This is a genomic window from Herpetosiphon llansteffanensis, from assembly GCF_003205875.1.
Lineage (GTDB): Bacteria > Chloroflexota > Chloroflexia > Chloroflexales > Herpetosiphonaceae > Herpetosiphon > Herpetosiphon llansteffanensis.
The window spans coordinates 98195-115209 of sequence record NZ_PUBZ01000081.1; the positions used below are offsets into that span (position 1 = coordinate 98195).

The window sequence follows — 17015 nt, forward strand, 5'->3', positions numbered from 1 at the left end:
AGGAAGCCCTGCAATGAAGAAAATTTCGCGCCGAACGTTTGGCAAGTTATCCATGGGCGTAGCCATGAGTGTGGTCGTTGGCGGCACTGAATTGCGGTTGTTGCGCTCGGCCCACGCCGTCGTGCCAACGCCAGCCATCGATGGCACTGCTGCTTGGGGCGCTGCCGCAGCCAAAGAGCCAATCAATGTGCTCAATCAAAAGCCAATTGGCATCGTTGTCCACCACACCACCAACCTCAACACCAACGATTTTACCCGCAATAAGGCTTGGCAAGTGGCCCGTCAAATTCAACAAAGCCACTTCAATCGCGGCTGGATCGATACCGGCCAACAATTTACGATCAGCCGTGGTGGCTGGATTATGGAAGGCCGCCATCAAAGCCTCAGCATTTTGCAGGGCGGCACGAAACATGTGCAGGGCGCGCACGTCGATGGCCATAATGAAACCCATATTGGCATCGAATGCGAAGGTTTGTATATGAACGTCACGCCAAGCCTGCCATTGTGGAATAAGCTGGTAGGCTTGATTGCCTATATTTGCCAGCAATATGGCCTTACTGCCAACGATATTGTGGGTCACCGCGATTTGGATAGCACCAGCTGCCCGGGCGATACGCTATATAGCTTGTTGCCTCAATTGAGAACCGCCGTCGATACAACGCTCAATGGTGGTGCGGTTGGCCGTATGTGGCCAGTTTTGCGCCGCAACACGCCAGCAACTGGCCTTGCCAAAACCATGCAATATCTTTTGCGCGCACGTGGCGCGACGATTACCGCCGATGGTGCGTTTGGCCCGGGCACCGAAACCGCCGTCAAGAACTTTCAAACTGCCAATGGCCTTACCTCCGATGGCATTGTTGGGGCGGCGACATGGGAAAAATTGATTATGACCGTGCGCTTGAACGATACTGGTGAGGCCGTCAAAGCCTTGCAAAATCAGCTGAGCGTGCAAAATTATCCAACCACGATTGACGGCAGTTTTGGCACCGGCGTAAATACCTTGGTGCGCGCCTTCCAAACCAATCGTCAATTAACGGTTGATGGCGTGGTTGGCTTGAATAGCTGGAATAACTTAGCGATGTAGTGAGGTTACTTCATGAAAGCTTTGGTTTGGCGAATCGCCAGTTGTACATTAATTCTTGGCATTATGCTGAGTTCGATCAACACGGCGCAGGCATTTTCAGCGGCATTTTTTCATACTGTTAGCAAGGGCAATCGCGGCAACGATGTCAAAGCAATGCAATATTTGCTCAATATCGGTGCCGATGGCGTATTTGGCTCAGGTACCGAAAGCTCGGTTAAGAGCTTTCAATCCAGCAAAGGCCTTGGAGCCGATGGCATCGTTGGTCCAAATACGTGGGGTGCGTTGGTCGTCACCGTGCGTCGTGGCGATAATGGCAACGCAGTCAAAGCTGTGCAAACCTTGTTGAACGCCAAACGCAATGCTGGCCTGACGGTCGATGGCGATTTTGGCGCAGGCACCGAAAGCGCTGTCAAGAGTTTTCAAAGCCATGCTGGCTTGAGCGCCGATGGCGTAGTTGGCCCAACAACCTGGAAAAATTTGATTTGGCATTATGAATATGCCGATATGAGCGCCAATATCTGCGATAAAGACCCCGATGGTAATGGCAATGCCAACTGGGGCGTAGCCTCAACCGTCGCCCAACTTGAAGAAGCAACGAGTAATTTTGCTAGCTTTGGCAAGGGCAAAGTGCCACTTGGCGATATTAGTTTCGAGCATGGCGGCGATATTCCAGGCCATGCCTCGCACGAAACTGGCCTCGATGTGGATATTTGGCCAATTCGCAGCGATAGCAATCAATGCACTGGCAGCCGCATCACATGGCAATCAAGCACCTACGATCGCGCTGCAACCCGCAATTTGGTCAAAGCGATTCGCGCCGCCGCACCTGGCCAAATCACTGTGATCTATTTCAATGATCCAGTGTTGATTAGCGAAGGCTTGACGACTTCCTACCCAAATCACGATAATCACTTACACATTCGCTATAAATAATTGTTATCTGTCTGGCATATAATCCGTCATGGCCACTGCTGCAAAGGAGTGAGCCTGACGGATTCTAGTTATTTAGGGGAATTTGATCGCATGCGTTGGATCGTAGTTTTAGCAATTATTGGTAGTTTAATTAGTTGTGGTGCGCAGCAATCAACCGCAGTGCCAACTGTTTTGCCAACTGCTGTCGCAACTGCTGTGCCGCAAACGTGGCGCTTGAGCTATGTGCAACAACCATTGACAACAGCTCATTTGATCATCAATGGTGTTGCTGGATTTAGAACAATTGACGTTGGGGTGAATGGCCCAGCCTGTTTCAGCCAAGGCCGTTTGATTTACACGACGAAGCTGAGCGGTACGAATCGCTTGTTAGCAAGTGATGTGAATACGCGCCAAACCCAAACCTTGGTTGATGATCCTGCGGCGGTGTTGAGCCAAGCCACCTGTCATCCAACCAGCGAGCAGATTGTATATTTGCGTTCACCATTGGAGTTGATTGATGACGAGCCTGCGCCACCAAGCATTTGGCAAACGAATCCAAATTTGAGCCAACCCCAAAGCTTGGATGCGGCCCAAACGCCAGCTTTGAACCAACAATGGTCGCCTGATGGACGTTGGCTGATCTATGAATTGGCTGAGCGCCCCAATTTAGTCTTGCAAGCGGCGACTGGCGAGACCCGCGAACTAACCTTCACTGGTACATTTACGTGGCAGCCTGATAGCCAAGCGCTGATTATTGCTCAACTGACCGAGTTTGAGAATGGGCGTTTTGGCCGTTTGGTGCGCTACGATCTGGCTAGCCAGCAACTAAGCGTTGTGCTCGAAAGCCCTGATGCTGATGTTTACTATCCACGGCTGGCTCCCGATGGCCAGCAATTAGCCTATATTCGTCGCCCGTTGGGAGCCGAAGTTGGCGATATTTGGCTGCTACAACTCGCTAACTCCAGCCAGCCCCGCCAACTAACAAGCGATCAGCAATACGACAATTTAGACCCGCAATGGTCGTCTGATAGCCAACAATTGCTTTGGAGCAGACTTGACTTGCAGCAAATCCGCTATTCAATTTGGCAGCAATATATCACTGCGCCGACTGCCAGCCAATTTGCTGATGATGCGATTTGGCCGCGCTGGTTGCCCTAAAACACAATGCAGCAGGTTTTGCCTGCTGCATTGGTGATCGTGTGTCGAAAATGGTAGCTTATTGTTTGATGATGCGGTTTTCGACATTGGCATTGACTGGTTGCGCCAATTTTTCGATGTAGCGTACGAGGCCATCGAGGTCGGTTGGGCCAACTTCGCGGTTGGTGCCTTGTTTGAGCACTACGAAGCCGTCGCCGCCATCGGCCAAGAAGCTATTGACCGTGATGGTATAGCTTGCTGCTTTATCCAACAATTGGCCATCGCCACCGCGCACTTCCAAGACCTTTTGGCCAATTGGGTTGGCATCAGTCCAGGTGTAGCTCAAGCCTGAAATTTGCAGGATGCGAGCGCGAACCGTGCCATCGCTTTGGGTTTGCCATTGTTGGTTAAGCAAGGTGTAGATGTCATTGCCGCTAACCGTCATTTTAACCAAATCGTTGCTGAATGGTTGAATTGCATACAACTCGCCCCAAGTAATTTCGCCAGCATCGAGTGGTGCGCGAATGCCACCAGGATTCATGAAGGCAAATTGGGTGCTCATGGTGTTGCGTTGGGCATCGGCAATCAAGTTGCCCAAGGCCGATTCGCCTGCATCGTTCGGGGTGTTATTGATCGCGATTGAGGCTGAGCCAACCACGCGGTTGACTTGCGGGGCAACTTGGTCTTCATATTTTTTGACCATGGCTGCAACTTCAGCATCAGGGGTCATACCTTCGTGGAAGGTCGTGACGATGGTGGCTTTTTTGGCCACAATATCGCGTTTGGCGCGGTCAATCGTCAAATCAATATCAGCAAACGCGGTGCTATACGACAGCGCTTGGGTGACCAATTTGCCATCGACTTCGCCACTGATTGAGGTGTGGGTGTGAGCGCTGACAATCACGTCAACATCATCATTCACATTATTCGCAATTTCGGCGATTGGGCCAGTAATTACGCCACTGGTAGCGTTTTGGGTGCCACCTTCGTGGGCCAAAACAACGATTGCATGCACGCCTTGGCCGTTCAATTCGGTAACTGCTTGGTTGATTGCGGTTACTTCGTCGATGAACTCAAGGTTCGCAACACCCGAAGGAATCACGATTTCAGGCGTGTTTTTCAGTACAACCCCAATAAAACCAATCCGTGCGCCATCGACATTGACAACGTGGTAGGCTGGCAAGATGGTTTTGTTAGTGCGTTTGTCAATCACGTTGGCAGCGATATAAGGATAGTTTGCGCCATCCCAGCAGCCAGCGGTTGGGTGACAGCCACCGTCGATCAAGCGCATCAGTTCATCAACGCCTTCATCAAACTCGTGGTTGCCCAAAGTGCCAACGTTCACGCCCAAGGTATTCAAGAATTCCATGGTTGGTTGGTCTTGCAACAAAGCCGAGCTTGGTGGGCTTGCGCCGACCATATCGCCTGCTTGCACCGTCAACGAGTAGCGGGCTTTGGCGCGGGCTTGTTTGATGTAGCTGCTCAAATAGGCAGCGCCACCAACATCTTTGTTGCTCACTTTGCGGCCAGTCGAGATTTGGCCGTGGAAGTCGTTGATCGCCAACATTTTCAGTTGCATTGGCACCAAGGTCACACCAAGCCGGGTCAACAAGATTTGATTCTTGCCATCTTTGGTGTGCCATTCCATGCGCGCGCGCTCGAAGTGTTGGGTTACAACTTTATCGCCATCGATATTGATTTCTTCTTGCGGATCAGAGAGTGGCAAGCCCCACAAAGCGAGTGATTCGCCGTAGGTAATGCCATTTTCGCCCAAATCCAAGCCTTGCGCGTTCCAATATTTCAAGAACTCACCACAAACGCTGTGGCCAGTTTCGCTGAACAATTGGCAGCCGTTGGCTTGAGGAGCGGCGGGGAAATCGCGCCAGACGCGGTTTTCGCGCAACAGCACTTCATCATTAATCCGTCCGAGCAAAATCGTGAACGGAGCTGGAGTTTCGGGGTGATATTCAAGCCGTTGGCGCTCGAAATATTGCACCAAGAACTTGCCTTCAGGGGTAGCTTCTTCATAGGCTGCGGTTTGGGGATAGCCAAAAACGGGCAGCCCACCGTTCTTTTCCCAATAATCGCGGAACTCGGGAGCAATACATTCAACAACGCCTGGCTGGTCGAAACACAGCTTCTCGGCGGCTTTGGTTGGAGCAGCTTGGCCAATTGAGCCGGCCAACAGCGTCAAGCCAAGTAGAATACCTACTTTGCTTTTCACGTTATGCCACATTGCAAAATCCATGAATTGTTTCTCCTGGACACACAGATCAAAGAGTATTATACGTCAAAAAAAACTAAATTTGGTTAAATTTAATTCAAATTTTGAGGCAATTTTATTAACAAAGCCAAAATAAGCTATATAGCTAGCAAATAAATTGGCTTTTTCAATTCTATAATTTATTGGGTGCTATACTTAAGAATGAGTTATTTGGGTATCTATTTAACTGCCTTCCCAAATTTGTTCACCATTCATGATGCGGCGCAGCTGTTCTGGAAAACGTTGGAAATGGAGTGGTTTGGCCAGAAAACCATCAAAGCCAGCAGCGCGAATTTTGGCTACTTCTTGAGGGGCAGATTGGGCGCTGACTGCAATCACAATTGCATTAGCTAATTTTGGGTGCGCCCGAATTTTGGGCAACAGCACATAGCCATTTTCACGCGGCAGATTAATATCCAACAAAATTAAATTAATTGCAGGCACTGCATCGTTTTCGAGGAAGGCAAACAGCTGACGACCTGAGGGCCGCACATTACAATAGCGCACTTCTGGCATAACATTCAATAATTCGGTTAATACCAGCATATTATCGATATTATCTTCGACAATCAATACAAATGCTTTGGTCATTTTTTGAATCAGCGACATACAATTAACTCCTTCGTGAGTCGATTAATGTGATTGATAACCGGAAGTATTGACGTAAATCGTTGTCGCTGATCTGGGATATGGAATGGATAAAATGAGCACAACAATTGGATTAATGATGGCTGAGTTTAGCCACGTTTGCGCGCTACAATCAACACATAGCGCACAAATTCTGCATAAATTTTCTCAACCATCGGCCATGTTTGTTCGATCATCGCCAACATTGGCCCTGGATAGATTGCTTCAAGCTCAGCCCGTTTTTGTTCGATGCCAAGTTTGGTGTGGACGAGCGTTTTGGCAATGCCTGCGGTCAAATCGATCAATTCAAGCTGTTCGAAGCCAGTTTGGGCAAAAAGCTCAAGGTAGCCTTGCTTGGTCGTCAGGGTATTGATCTGAAATGCTGGGTAAAAGATTTGTTTTTGCTCAAGGCTCAGCGGCTTGACCTCAACAATATCGGTTAGCACCAAATAGCTACCAGCTTGCAACACCCGATTCGCCTCTTGCAACACCGTCAGGCGGCTGGGCATATGGAAGATTGATTCAAAGGCCCATGCGGCGTTGAAAAACCCATCAGCAAAGGGCAATTCCATGGCGTTGCCCCAAGCAATCTGCACCTGATCCTGCATCTGCATGGCTTGGATGGTGGTTTGAGCTTCGGCAACTTGACCATGGGCGACGGTGATGCCATGAACGTGGCAGTCTTTGGCGGCGGCCATGCGAATTGCTGGTAAGCCTGTGCCACAACCGAGGTCAAGCATACGTTGGCCGGCAGCAATTGGCGTTTTCTCAATCATCAAATTGGTCAAATGTTCTTGGGCTTCGGGCAACGATAGATGTTCTAAGCCTGCTGGCCAATAGCCGCCGTGGACGCTATCGCCCCAAATCAACTTATAAAACGGTCCCATTGCATCGTAATAGGCTTCGACATCGTTGATGCTTGGTGAGTTGGGTGCTGGAACATCCTGTGCTAAGACTGTCATACACAATTCTCCTTAAAACGCTGCTACAACTCTGATTCGATGCTGGTTGATTGTGGATACCAAAAGGGGCCTAGTTGTTGGCCAAGCCCGAGAATTGGGCCGCGCTCCCAGTGCTGCCGAAATTCCAGGGCCGCCTTGGTGCGTTCGGTCTTATCGGCTTGCCAGGTTTGGCGCAAAAAGGCAAAATCATACAAGATTTCGCGAAATTCGCGTTCGCTCAAGGTATAACCAGGCTTTTGCGTCCAGTAACATTGCAGATTGCCCACCAACAAGGGTGGTAACACATCATGGTTAATCTGCGGTTTGCCAAACGAAACAAATAATTCAGCAGGCGGAATTATTTCGCCATACAGTGCTTCAATTGCTTGACTCCGTGTTTTAAATGCGGTCTGATGGGCGGCTTGGAAAATAGCTTGCCATGGATCTGCTGAATCGCGCACAATAAACCACCAAAGGGTTGGCTGCTCTGGATTATCATCAGGTTGATGGAGGCTTTGAGCAGCTTCGGCGATAATTGGTGATGCTTGGCTATCGAGCAGCCGCACCCGCCAATTGTGTTCGCGGTAATAGTCACGCATAGCCGGGCTAGCGGCTCCCCAAGCAACCCAGCGTTCAATATGTTCGCGATAATTAGGCGTTGTTTCTTGGAACTGATTGGGCAAAAGCATCGGCAAGAAAAGATGCTTGATACCGTGACGGAAAAAGAGCTGTAAACATGCTAATAATTGTCCATGCGACCAACGCGCATACTCTTCGCCAGTTGCTGGCAAATTGGCCAATGCTGCTTTACGGCGGCTGCCGCCACTTGAAAAAACCATGGTTGTTGGCGCAACTTGGCGGATGGATTCAAGTGGAGCTTGGAGAAATTCTGCAAGCGTTGGAATGCTCTCGCGGGTCATATCCGTAAATCTCCTAAGGTGACTGCTAACATGGCGCTTAGCTCATAGGCGCGATCAATCCGTTGCGGGCAATAAATCTCTTTATTGAGCCAACATTGATACTCTTTCATGCGGAAAGGGCGATAATGAGTGCAGAGCCAATTATAGCCACGTTGGAGCATATGAATGTCGTCATTGTCTAAGAGGCCAGCTTCACGTAAGTTGTGGAGCGCGAGCACTGCATAGGCAGTTTCAACCGTCGTCGAGCGTTGAATAATGCCCCAGCCGCCATCAGGGTGTTGGTGCACCTGTAGCGCAGCGACAGCATCTTTCATGGCAGTTTTGTAGGGCGAGTTCTTCAAGGCGATTAATACATGACATGTTGTATACAGCCACGAGGTATTCCATTTATCGCCACTCCAGCTACCATCGAGCTTTTGGGCATCAATAAAAATTTTCCACCAGCGCGAAATATCAATCCCAGCCAAATCGAGTGCATGTACTGCCCGCGCTGTCAGCGAGATTGAAGGTTGTGATTCTCCTGGATAGCCCTCAAAGCATTGCTCGCGTTCATATTGCTTTAAAATTGTTAAATCAACAGAATAGCCAGCAGCAATTAAAACCGCCACAGCTGCCGCAGTATCATCGCCATCGGGCATAAAATTATCACTGAAACCAAGGCCTTGTGGTTTCAGTGCTTGCTGTAAATCAGTAATTTGTGGTTTGAGCACATCTTGAATACTGGGAAAATCGAGAATTCCAGCGGTTACCAACGCATACAAACTGAATGCTTGCTCATAGCGAGGAATTGGCCATGCGGTTGGCATAATACAGGGCGCACTTTCTGAAGTGGCCAATGATGCTTGGCGCAAGTAATTCTCAGCACCAGCAATCTCGTTGTGCAAACTAGGGTGATGATTTGCAGTAAATAACCAAGCGGCAGTCGCAGCTGGGCTATGGCCGATGCCACCTGATCCATCAATTAATGTTGGGTCGGCATGGCTAGCCCATGCTTCCCACGAATAAACTGGGGCGGTTCCTGCAGGTGGTCTTTTTTGCTTAATTCTCGAGCGTTTATATTCGCCAAGCGCAATTAATTCACGATAGGGTGCAAGCGGAATATTAAGGTGGAGCCTGATTGGCACTTCGTCAATTGTATCTTGCTGCTCTTCGCGATAGGCTTCCTCAAGCATATAAGGCAGTAATAATTCCATGCCAACCGGCAAATCATCGGGCAATGGTTTGCCCCAATATTCAAGTTGGCGGCGCAGAAAACGTTTTGCTTCAAGCAACCCATCAAAGGTTGAGCGCCGTTGGCAATGGCGGCGTAGCGCTAAAATTGCCGCCAAGGTTGGTACAGCCCGGCTGAGCGGCATGGCAGGATTGCCCCAGCCACCATCAGCATGTTGTTGGCTAATGAGCCAATTGACCGCTGTCCAGACATGATCCTCGCCAGGCATAGGATATAAACGCAAGGCTTGGGCTGTATCATAGACTGACGGACTCATCAGACCGCCATTCTGGCCAAGGTCGCGAATTAATGCGCGCAGATCTTTGAGTAAAATGTCAAGAATTAAGCTCATAGGCAAAGGGTCGAGATCCTACACAAGGTCGTAATCTTAACCCTGCTCCTTTCTGAATGCAGCCCAACCAGCGCTTAGTAATCAAACACTGGTTGGGCTACCGCGATCTAGTAGGGTTCCCAGACCGATTCGCCATTCAAAATACGGGTAATTTGATTGGGAAAGCGATTGCGATTAATCGGCTTGCCAATCAGGCCATTGAAGCCAAGCTCGCGGGCTTTGGCCACATCCTGCGGCATCACGTTGGCCGTAACCGCAATCACTTGGGTGTTTTTAAGTTGCGGCACATGCAGCATATTTTTGAAGACGGTAAAACCATCTTCATAGGGCAGCTGAATGTCGAGCAAAACCAAATCGGGGTGCAGGCGGGGATTTGCCTCAAGCAACTTAAAGAATTGGCGGCCAGAGGCTCGTCCGTTATAATATTTGACCCGCAAATCTTCGCGGAGCAGAATCTCCAAAACGAATAAATTATCGGGATTATCCTCGACAATAACCACCGATGCGTCGCTGGGTACAACGGGAACAAAATATTCATTACTTGCCACGGGCATACTCTACTCCTTGGTTAAAGATCTCATTAATGCGTCTAAGAAATTCTTCCTCACTAAGTTGGCGTTTAGCAATGACCCCTTGGGCGCGGGTACGCAGCCAATCATGTTCCTGTTGGTCAAGATCCTTGGCGCTGACGATAATCACTGGAATGTCGGCGTAGTTAGGATTATTACGCAGGGCTTCGAGTACTTCAAAGCCATCCATATTTGGCATCATCAGATCGAGAATAACGAGATCGGGCTTGGATTGGGCGATGAGCGTCAAAGCCTCAACACCATCTGCTGCCTCGCTCATCGCATAATCTCGGGCAGCGAGAATGTGTTGAATTACTTGGCGAGCATCAGGGTTATCGTCCACAACCAAGATCTCAGCAGTTGGTTCAACACATTCTTGAACAATAGCCAGCAATACCTCCTCACGTACAGGTTTGACGATATGTTTTCTTGCCCCCAAAACCAGCCCAATTGTTCCCTGATCAACTACTGAACAGACAACAATCGGAATATGGGCAATCGTTGGATCATTCTTGATTTGGGCCAGCAACTCCCAACCATCAAGATTTGGCATTTGCACATCAGTAATAATTAATCGTGGTTCAATTTGTTTGATCGTGCTAATCGCCAAGCGGCTATCTAAGACGCTATGCACCCGATAGCCCCCTGATTCCAGCATAACCCGAAAGGTTTCATGGGCATCAGGGTTATCATCAATCACCACAATCTCAATGCTCGCTGGGTCGTTTGATTCGGCTTCAAGCTCGACCAAACTTGGTGGTGCAGTAAGATCAACGGTTGTGGTTTCGACCAAGGTATTGGTAATTGGCAAGCTAAAGTAAAAGGTTGATCCTTCACCTTGGCTGCTTTCGAGCCACATGCTGCCGCCGTGCATTTCGACCAACAGTTTGCTAATTGGCAACCCCAACCCAGTGCCTTGATATTGATGGGTAACTTCGTTTTGCACTTGTTGGAACTCCTCGAAAATCTGTTGTTGATGCTCAGGAGCGATTCCAATTCCGCTATCTTGGACGGCAATTTGCACAGTTTCAGCATCTGGTTGGCTGATCGTGACCTTAACGAGACCTTGCTCGGTGAATTTGACGGCATTTGAAAGCAAATTGAGCAGCACTTGGCGAATCCGCACTTTATCGATCACCATCGTTGGTAGTTCTTCGGGCATTTCTAAGTCAAGCTCAAGCCCTTTATCGCGAGTCAGGCCGCTAGCGGTGGCCATTACTCCAGTGATAATGGGTTCAAGCTCGGTTTTTTCATACATCAATTCCATCCTGCCAGCCTCGATTTTCGAGAGGTCAAGGATGTCGTTGATCAAACCAAGTAGGTGATCGGCGTTATACAACACCCGTTCTTGCAGCTCGCGCTGGCGTTCGGAAAACTCACCATAGCGATCAAGAAAGGCGGTGAAATTGATAATTGCATTGAGTGGTGTGCGCAGCTCGTGGCTCATATTGGCCAAGAAGCGCGATTTAAGTTGGTTGGCTTCTTCGGCAGCGTTTTTGGCGCTTGCCAACTCAATATTGGTTTTTTCAAGCCGACCTTCGCGTTCTTCGACTGCATGCAGGGCATCTTGCAAGGCCGCAGTGCGCTGATCGACCAAAATCTCAAGTTTATCGCGAATCTGTTGTAGCTCGTATTCACGTTCAAGGGCACGTCGGAGTGCATCGCTGAGTGAAGCACTAAAACGATGAAATAAAAATCCAACAATTAAACTACTTAAAATAAATGTGCTAATAATTGGTGGTAGAACATCATCAACCCGTGGGAAGGCCCCAATCATGCGGTTATTAAATAATTGCAATGTCCCAATCGTAACAATGATGCCGATACTAATGCTTGCAACGGTGATAACGCCCTTGCGTCCAGTTAACAAACCTGACAATGTGATTGGAATCATAAATGCAGATAATATCCAACCACTATTTCGTAACCCTTCAACAACAAGAATTGCGCCAAAGCCAACTAACAGTCCAATTGATGCAATCAAAACTGACGGTCGGAAATGACCTTTGCGTAGATACAAAATTGCAATGCTAAAAAACAAGAAAATTAAAATAACAGCGCTACTGGCACGAATACCACCGCCAAATGTGCTTGAAACAACAAAGGCTGCTGGAACAGCACAAACACAAATAATGCACATCCCAATTAACATTATCTGTAGTAGGATGGCTTGCTCGCGTTGCACAGGGTCGGTAATACTAATGCGATTCAGCCAGCGCTGGATTGAGGCTTGCATGGGTGCTCCTTCAGCATAGCGCCTGCTATGCTCTACCAAACTTACACAACTCTTCCATCAGTCACCACAAAAATCTGCTTGATATGGATGCTAGGAGCAAAGCGCAGAATGGGTTGGTTTCAAGTAGCGATGGCTCAATCCTGAGCGGAATTATTTACACTTTACATACATCAATAGCTGCATACGACTATGGATTTATGTGTGAGAAGTGTACCATAGCTGGACTATGGTTGTATAGTATTTAAGTTGGATATTAGGCCCGAAGCTCACCTATACCAGTACCATGATTTCCATGTGACAAATTTCGCAATTCTTGGTATGATACGGCCTACACTGATCCTAACTATTTGATAGTCAGGACTAGAACATTCGTTGCCTAATTATTCCTATGCGTGTTATACCATGGCATGGGTAATTCATTCTAGAAGTGCTAGTACTGAGTTCCTATACACTCTAGGTCAGAAACCAGGTGGTACTATTGGTACTATCCAAATGGTTTCTAATTACCTAGTGGTATGGCGGGTAATCTGTGTATAATCTCCCCACAACCCACAGATAAACCAACCGGATCTGAACAACCATCACCAAATTATCGTGGCACGACCTGCCACAACAATTGACGATTTATCCCCCTTGTGGGGAAAGGTGTCGGGCTGAAAGTTCTAGCAGGCAACCCTGTACAAGGCTCATAGCCTCGTTGCTGATTTGGAACTTTGGCTGGTGATTGTGGGTGATATACCGCAGCGTACTGCCAGCGTATAAACTAGGCACTAGCCTAGCGTGGTAGGAGCTATCGGAGGCGGGATTTGTATCGGCCCGTGTTTATATGGCATAAACACACCAAATTCTTACCTCAGACCCTGACCGTCTGATGTTTGGAGTTACCATGTTGTATTGTCGCGTATCAGACCACGGTGAAGCGACATTCACCGACCAATCATCCGTTCGTGTTGGTATCATTGCCCAAACAATTGCTCTTTTGGTTTCATTCTTGCCTGCAATAGCCTCAGTTCAACAGCGTAGCTGGAGTTCTAGATACCTTTTGGCTTGGTCACCGAACGATGAGCATAGTTCTTGCTTAGGCAACCGCTAATCGCAAACCTTCGCTCATCATAATTCGCCCTTGCTCTTTTAACCACGTCGTTAAATGAAGGTAGACTGCTATGACAACCCTGCGCGATGTCTTGGTTTTGGATGTACAAAACCACCCTGTTCAAATGCCCGTTTTGTCGGCCTATCGCAGCAACATGCAATTTGCCCGCTTGCGCCACCACGATCTCTGTGATGCAAACTTGGCAGATACTCAATTCAACTTGGCTGATTTAGTGCGTGCTCAATTAAACGGTGCAAATCTGCAACGCTGTAATTTTCACCGCGCTCGACTCAATCGGGTTGCCGCTATCGCTGCTGATTTCCGTGATGCGAATCTGAATCAAGCCCAATGTGATGGTGCTGATTTCACCAATGCCGATCTTTCAGGGGCCAATTTGAGCCAAGCTCAATTCTGTGGCGCACGCTTGGTCAACGCTTCATTGTTCGGGGTTCACTCCAATCAATCAGCGCATCCAGCCCGCCAACAATTGAACTTTACTGGCGCTGATTTGCGCGGTGCCGATCTGCGTGATGCTGATTTGCGCAACGCTATCCTGACTGATGTTCAACTCCAAGGTGCTCGCTATAACGCTGGCACGGTGTGGCCATTGGGCTGGAACACTGCTGATCATGGCATGATTTTCGACGACCATCTGCTCGCTCGTGAGGTTGCTTGCTAGTTACTTATTTTTTTGGACTGGCATTTTCCTGAGCAACGCCCATTTCAGCAGCTGAAACGGGCGTTGCTCCTTTTTAGCTATTGGTGCATGCTCTCTGCTTGTTGCAGCAAGTTTACAAATTCGGCTGCACCTTGGTTGTTGGGCAAATCAAGGGTTGCTTCTTCAGCCAGATCGATAACATCGAAGAGATTGGTGCCGTTGTTCCAGCGCGAATGGCGCAACAGTTCGGCAAATTCGGCAACGCTGGCCGCCAAATGCATCCGCGCACTCGAACGATCAAAACTGCTATGAATTTGCTCGGTGCTAATGCTTAGGCTTTGCTCAACCGCAACATTCGTATCCATATCGACATAACGAATATTGACTTGGGCAATTGGGCCACGCGCATCGGGATGGCGTTTGATTTCATACAGCGCGGTTACATTATGCCCACCACCGACTTCGCCCCCATCAACACTATCGTTGCGGAAGTCGCTATCGGCGACATCACGATTTTCGTAGCCAATGAGGCGATAACGCTTGACCACATTGGGATCAAAACTAACTTGGATTTTGGCTTCGCGGCCAATAGTTTCCAGCGAACCAGTTAGTTGCTCGCCAAACAAGCGTTGGGCTTCGTCTGCTGAATCGATATAGCCATAGTTGCCATCGCCTTTATCGGCCAATTGCTCCAACAGGATATCGTTGTAGTTGCCCATGCCAACGCCATAGGTCGAAAGTTGCACGCCAGCATCAAGATATTCTTGGAAGGTTGCTAGGAGTTGGCTTGGCTCGGTCATGCCGCTGTTAGCCACGCCATCGGAGCACATCAAAATCCGGTTGATACCTTCTGGTTTGAAGGCTTGCCAGGCTAAATCGAAGCCAGCACGCAGGCCTGCCTCTGCATTGGTGCCACCGCTTGGCTCAAGCGAATTGATTGCCGTGATAATATCCATCTGATTTGCGCCCGTGGTTGGCTGCAAAACCACCCGCATATCATTGTTGAAGGCCACAATCGCCAAACTATCGTCTGGTTGCAACTTGCCAGCCAAATAGATCAAGGCATTTTTGACCATTCCTAAGCGGCCATCTTGGGCCATCGAGCCTGAGCTATCGATCACAAAGGTCAGCGCTGCTGGCTTGCGATCAGCAACCGCAATCTCGCGGGCTTGAATGCCAATTTGGACCAATTCGTAGTTGGGGCCACCAAATGGCGATGGTGCTACCTCGCTGTAAATTGCAAAATCACCATCTTCTGGCTGTGGATACTCATAATCAAAGGCGTTCAAATATTCTTCGACCCGCACTGAATCTGCTGGCGGCAACATTCCTTGGTTGATACTGCTGCGCATCAGGCTGTACGAGGCACTATCAATATCCATCGCAAACGTTGATAATGGGTCAGTTTCTGTGCGCACGAATGGATTGGTACCATAGTTTTTGAAGTACATTGAGTCGAAAACTTCTTGATCTTGATCGCTTGCGTAGGGCCGACCTGGATCAAGCGGTTGGGTTGGCATTACTTGCACATCTGGCAATGGCGCGCCCGCTGCATCTGCTGGTGGTTGGCTGGGAATTGGCCGTGGTGCTGGTTGTTCAGCTTCGCTGGTTGGCTCGGCTTGTGGCGCTGGTTGTTCGGCGCTACTGGTTGGGATACTTTGTGGTGCTGGGCGTGGTTTTGGATCGCTGACTGACGTTGGAACACTCGCTTCTCCCCCACAAGCGCTGATGATCAGTGCGATCAGCACAATGCTGCCTCGTTTGAATCGCATAACATCCTCTTTTCGGCTAATGTTGATAAAGCATTGTGGACCACACCTATCAAACGGTACCAAAGTAATTTTTGTTCCATAGCTATCTGTAGTTTCTGCCTCGCTCTGCATAGCTCAATGCTGCGGATTGAACGCGCTATCAATTAAAGCTCCTTGGGTGATCCAGCTTTAGCATACCTGCCACAAATGGCGAAAAAATGGATTTTTACTGGTGAAATACTGCCATTTACTGTACAAAACGCCAGTACAATGCTAAAAATCGAGGTTAATCCAAGCAAGAAAGGCCTTTGTCATGCAACTTTCAAGAGTCGATCCCGAATTACAGCCCTATGTTCGCCGCATTCCACCACTGCCGCTTGGCAGCAATTGGGGGCGGCGTTTTGTGCGTTGGTTGGGCAAGCGCCTGCCAAGCAAGCAGTTTGATGGCGTGAGCATTGAACAACATAACGAGCTGAATCCCCCGTTGCGCATCTATCGCCCAGCTGTTTGTCACTCAAGCGCCGCCCTTGTATGGATTCACGGCGGCGGGATGATTATTGGCCAAGCTGCGCAAGATGATCAATTTTGTGCCACGACCGCCCAAAAATTGGGGATTGTGGTGGTTTCGATTGATTATCGGCTTGCCCCTGAACACCCGTTTCCTGCGCCGCTTGATGATTGTTTGGCTGGCTGGCATTGGCTGCAACAGCATGCGCCAACACTTGGGGTTGATCCAACGCGGGTGATCATTGGCGGTGAAAGTGCTGGCGGCGGTTTGGCTGCTAGTTTGGTGCAGCGCTTGTTTGATCTGGGCCAATCACAGCCCATTGGCCAATTGCTGTTATGTCCGATGCTTGATGATCGCACGACGCTTGATCAAGGGTTGACTTCAATCGATCATTTTGTGTGGAATAATCACAAAAATATGCTTGGTTGGCAGGCATATTTGGGCCAAAAACCAAGTATTGATGAGCTTCCAGCCTACGCGGTTGCTGCTCGGCGCGCCGACTTGGCTGGTTTGCCAGCAACTTGGATTGGGGTTGGCGATATTGATTTGTTTTACGAAGAAAATCGGCGTTATGCTGAGCATTTGCAGGCTGCTGATGTTGACGTAACGTTTGATGTTGTTGCTGGTGGACCACATGGCTTTCAAAATTGGGCCTTTGGTACGGCGATTGGCCAACGCTTTATTGCCAAAGCCCATACATGGCTGCAAAATTTGCTTGAACCTGCGAGTGATTGAGAAGTTCAGGTTATAAACT

13 protein-coding genes are annotated in these 17015 nt (G+C 48.9%); 5 read left to right on the top strand and 8 right to left on the bottom strand.

Annotated features, from left to right (window positions below; genetic code table 11):
* The first annotated feature begins 13 nt into the window (after nucleotides 1-13).
* The 3 genes from C5S61_RS07215 (at nucleotide 14) to C5S61_RS07225 (ending at nucleotide 3154) form a co-directional block, all read left to right on the top strand.
* A complete protein-coding gene (locus C5S61_RS07215; RefSeq protein WP_110514390.1) occupies nucleotides 14-1084 on the top strand; it encodes a peptidoglycan recognition protein family protein in 1071 nt (356 codons plus the stop codon).
* A gap of 12 nt (nucleotides 1085-1096) precedes the next feature.
* The gene (locus C5S61_RS07220) at nucleotides 1097-2017 is read left to right on the top strand and encodes a penicillin-insensitive murein endopeptidase (RefSeq protein WP_110514391.1); all 921 of its coding nucleotides are present in this window, start codon (nucleotides 1097-1099) and stop codon (nucleotides 2015-2017) included.
* 90 nt (nucleotides 2018-2107) lie between these two features.
* Nucleotides 2108-3154, top strand: a complete 1047-nt coding sequence (locus tag C5S61_RS07225; RefSeq protein WP_110514392.1) for a TolB-like translocation protein — start codon at nucleotides 2108-2110, stop codon at nucleotides 3152-3154.
* A gap of 58 nt (nucleotides 3155-3212) precedes the next feature.
* On the opposite strand, the gene C5S61_RS07230 is transcribed toward C5S61_RS07225, so the two are convergent.
* From C5S61_RS07230 to C5S61_RS07260, 7 genes are all read right to left on the bottom strand, one after another.
* Complete coding sequence (locus C5S61_RS07230) at nucleotides 3213-5381, bottom strand: bifunctional metallophosphatase/5'-nucleotidase (protein WP_164689271.1); 2169 nt, start codon at nucleotides 5379-5381, stop codon at nucleotides 3213-3215.
* Between the two features lie 198 nt (nucleotides 5382-5579).
* Entirely contained in the window at nucleotides 5580-6005 is a 426-nt protein-coding gene (locus tag C5S61_RS07235) for a response regulator (protein ID WP_110514393.1), read from the bottom strand.
* 128 nt (nucleotides 6006-6133) lie between these two features.
* Nucleotides 6134-6985: an SAM-dependent methyltransferase gene (locus tag C5S61_RS07240; RefSeq protein ID WP_110514394.1), complete on the bottom strand. Its 852-nt coding sequence runs from the start codon at nucleotides 6983-6985 to the stop codon at nucleotides 6134-6136.
* Nucleotides 6986-7008: 23 nt separating this feature from the next.
* Nucleotides 7009-7884, bottom strand: a complete 876-nt coding sequence (locus C5S61_RS07245) for a (+)-kolavelool synthase (RefSeq protein WP_110514395.1) — start codon at nucleotides 7882-7884, stop codon at nucleotides 7009-7011.
* On the bottom strand, nucleotides 7881-9446 hold the full coding sequence (locus tag C5S61_RS07250) for a prenyltransferase/squalene oxidase repeat-containing protein (protein ID WP_110514396.1): 1566 nt from the start codon (nucleotides 9444-9446) through the stop codon (nucleotides 7881-7883). Before C5S61_RS07250 ends, C5S61_RS07245 begins: the two co-directional genes overlap by 4 nt.
* 107 nt (nucleotides 9447-9553) lie before the next feature.
* A complete protein-coding gene (locus C5S61_RS07255; RefSeq protein WP_054533867.1) occupies nucleotides 9554-10000 on the bottom strand; it encodes a response regulator in 447 nt (148 codons plus the stop codon).
* Entirely contained in the window at nucleotides 9984-12251 is a 2268-nt protein-coding gene (locus tag C5S61_RS07260) for an ATP-binding response regulator (protein ID WP_110514397.1), read from the bottom strand. Before C5S61_RS07260 ends, C5S61_RS07255 begins: the two co-directional genes overlap by 17 nt.
* Before the next feature lie 1163 nt (nucleotides 12252-13414).
* Here C5S61_RS07260 and C5S61_RS07265 point away from each other — a divergent pair.
* Nucleotides 13415-14023, top strand: a complete 609-nt coding sequence (locus tag C5S61_RS07265; protein ID WP_110514398.1) for a pentapeptide repeat-containing protein — start codon at nucleotides 13415-13417, stop codon at nucleotides 14021-14023.
* Between the two features lie 77 nt (nucleotides 14024-14100).
* On the opposite strand, the gene C5S61_RS07270 is transcribed toward C5S61_RS07265, so the two are convergent.
* Nucleotides 14101-15774, bottom strand: a complete 1674-nt coding sequence (locus C5S61_RS07270) for a YfbK domain-containing protein (protein WP_240614462.1) — start codon at nucleotides 15772-15774, stop codon at nucleotides 14101-14103.
* A 292-nt stretch (nucleotides 15775-16066) separates the two neighbouring features.
* On the opposite strand from C5S61_RS07270, the gene C5S61_RS07275 reads away from it, so the two are divergent.
* Nucleotides 16067-16996 (top strand): alpha/beta hydrolase, encoded by a 930-nt coding sequence (locus C5S61_RS07275; RefSeq protein WP_110514400.1) that lies wholly within the window; start codon nucleotides 16067-16069, stop codon nucleotides 16994-16996.
* Nucleotides 16997-17015 lie beyond the last annotated feature (19 nt).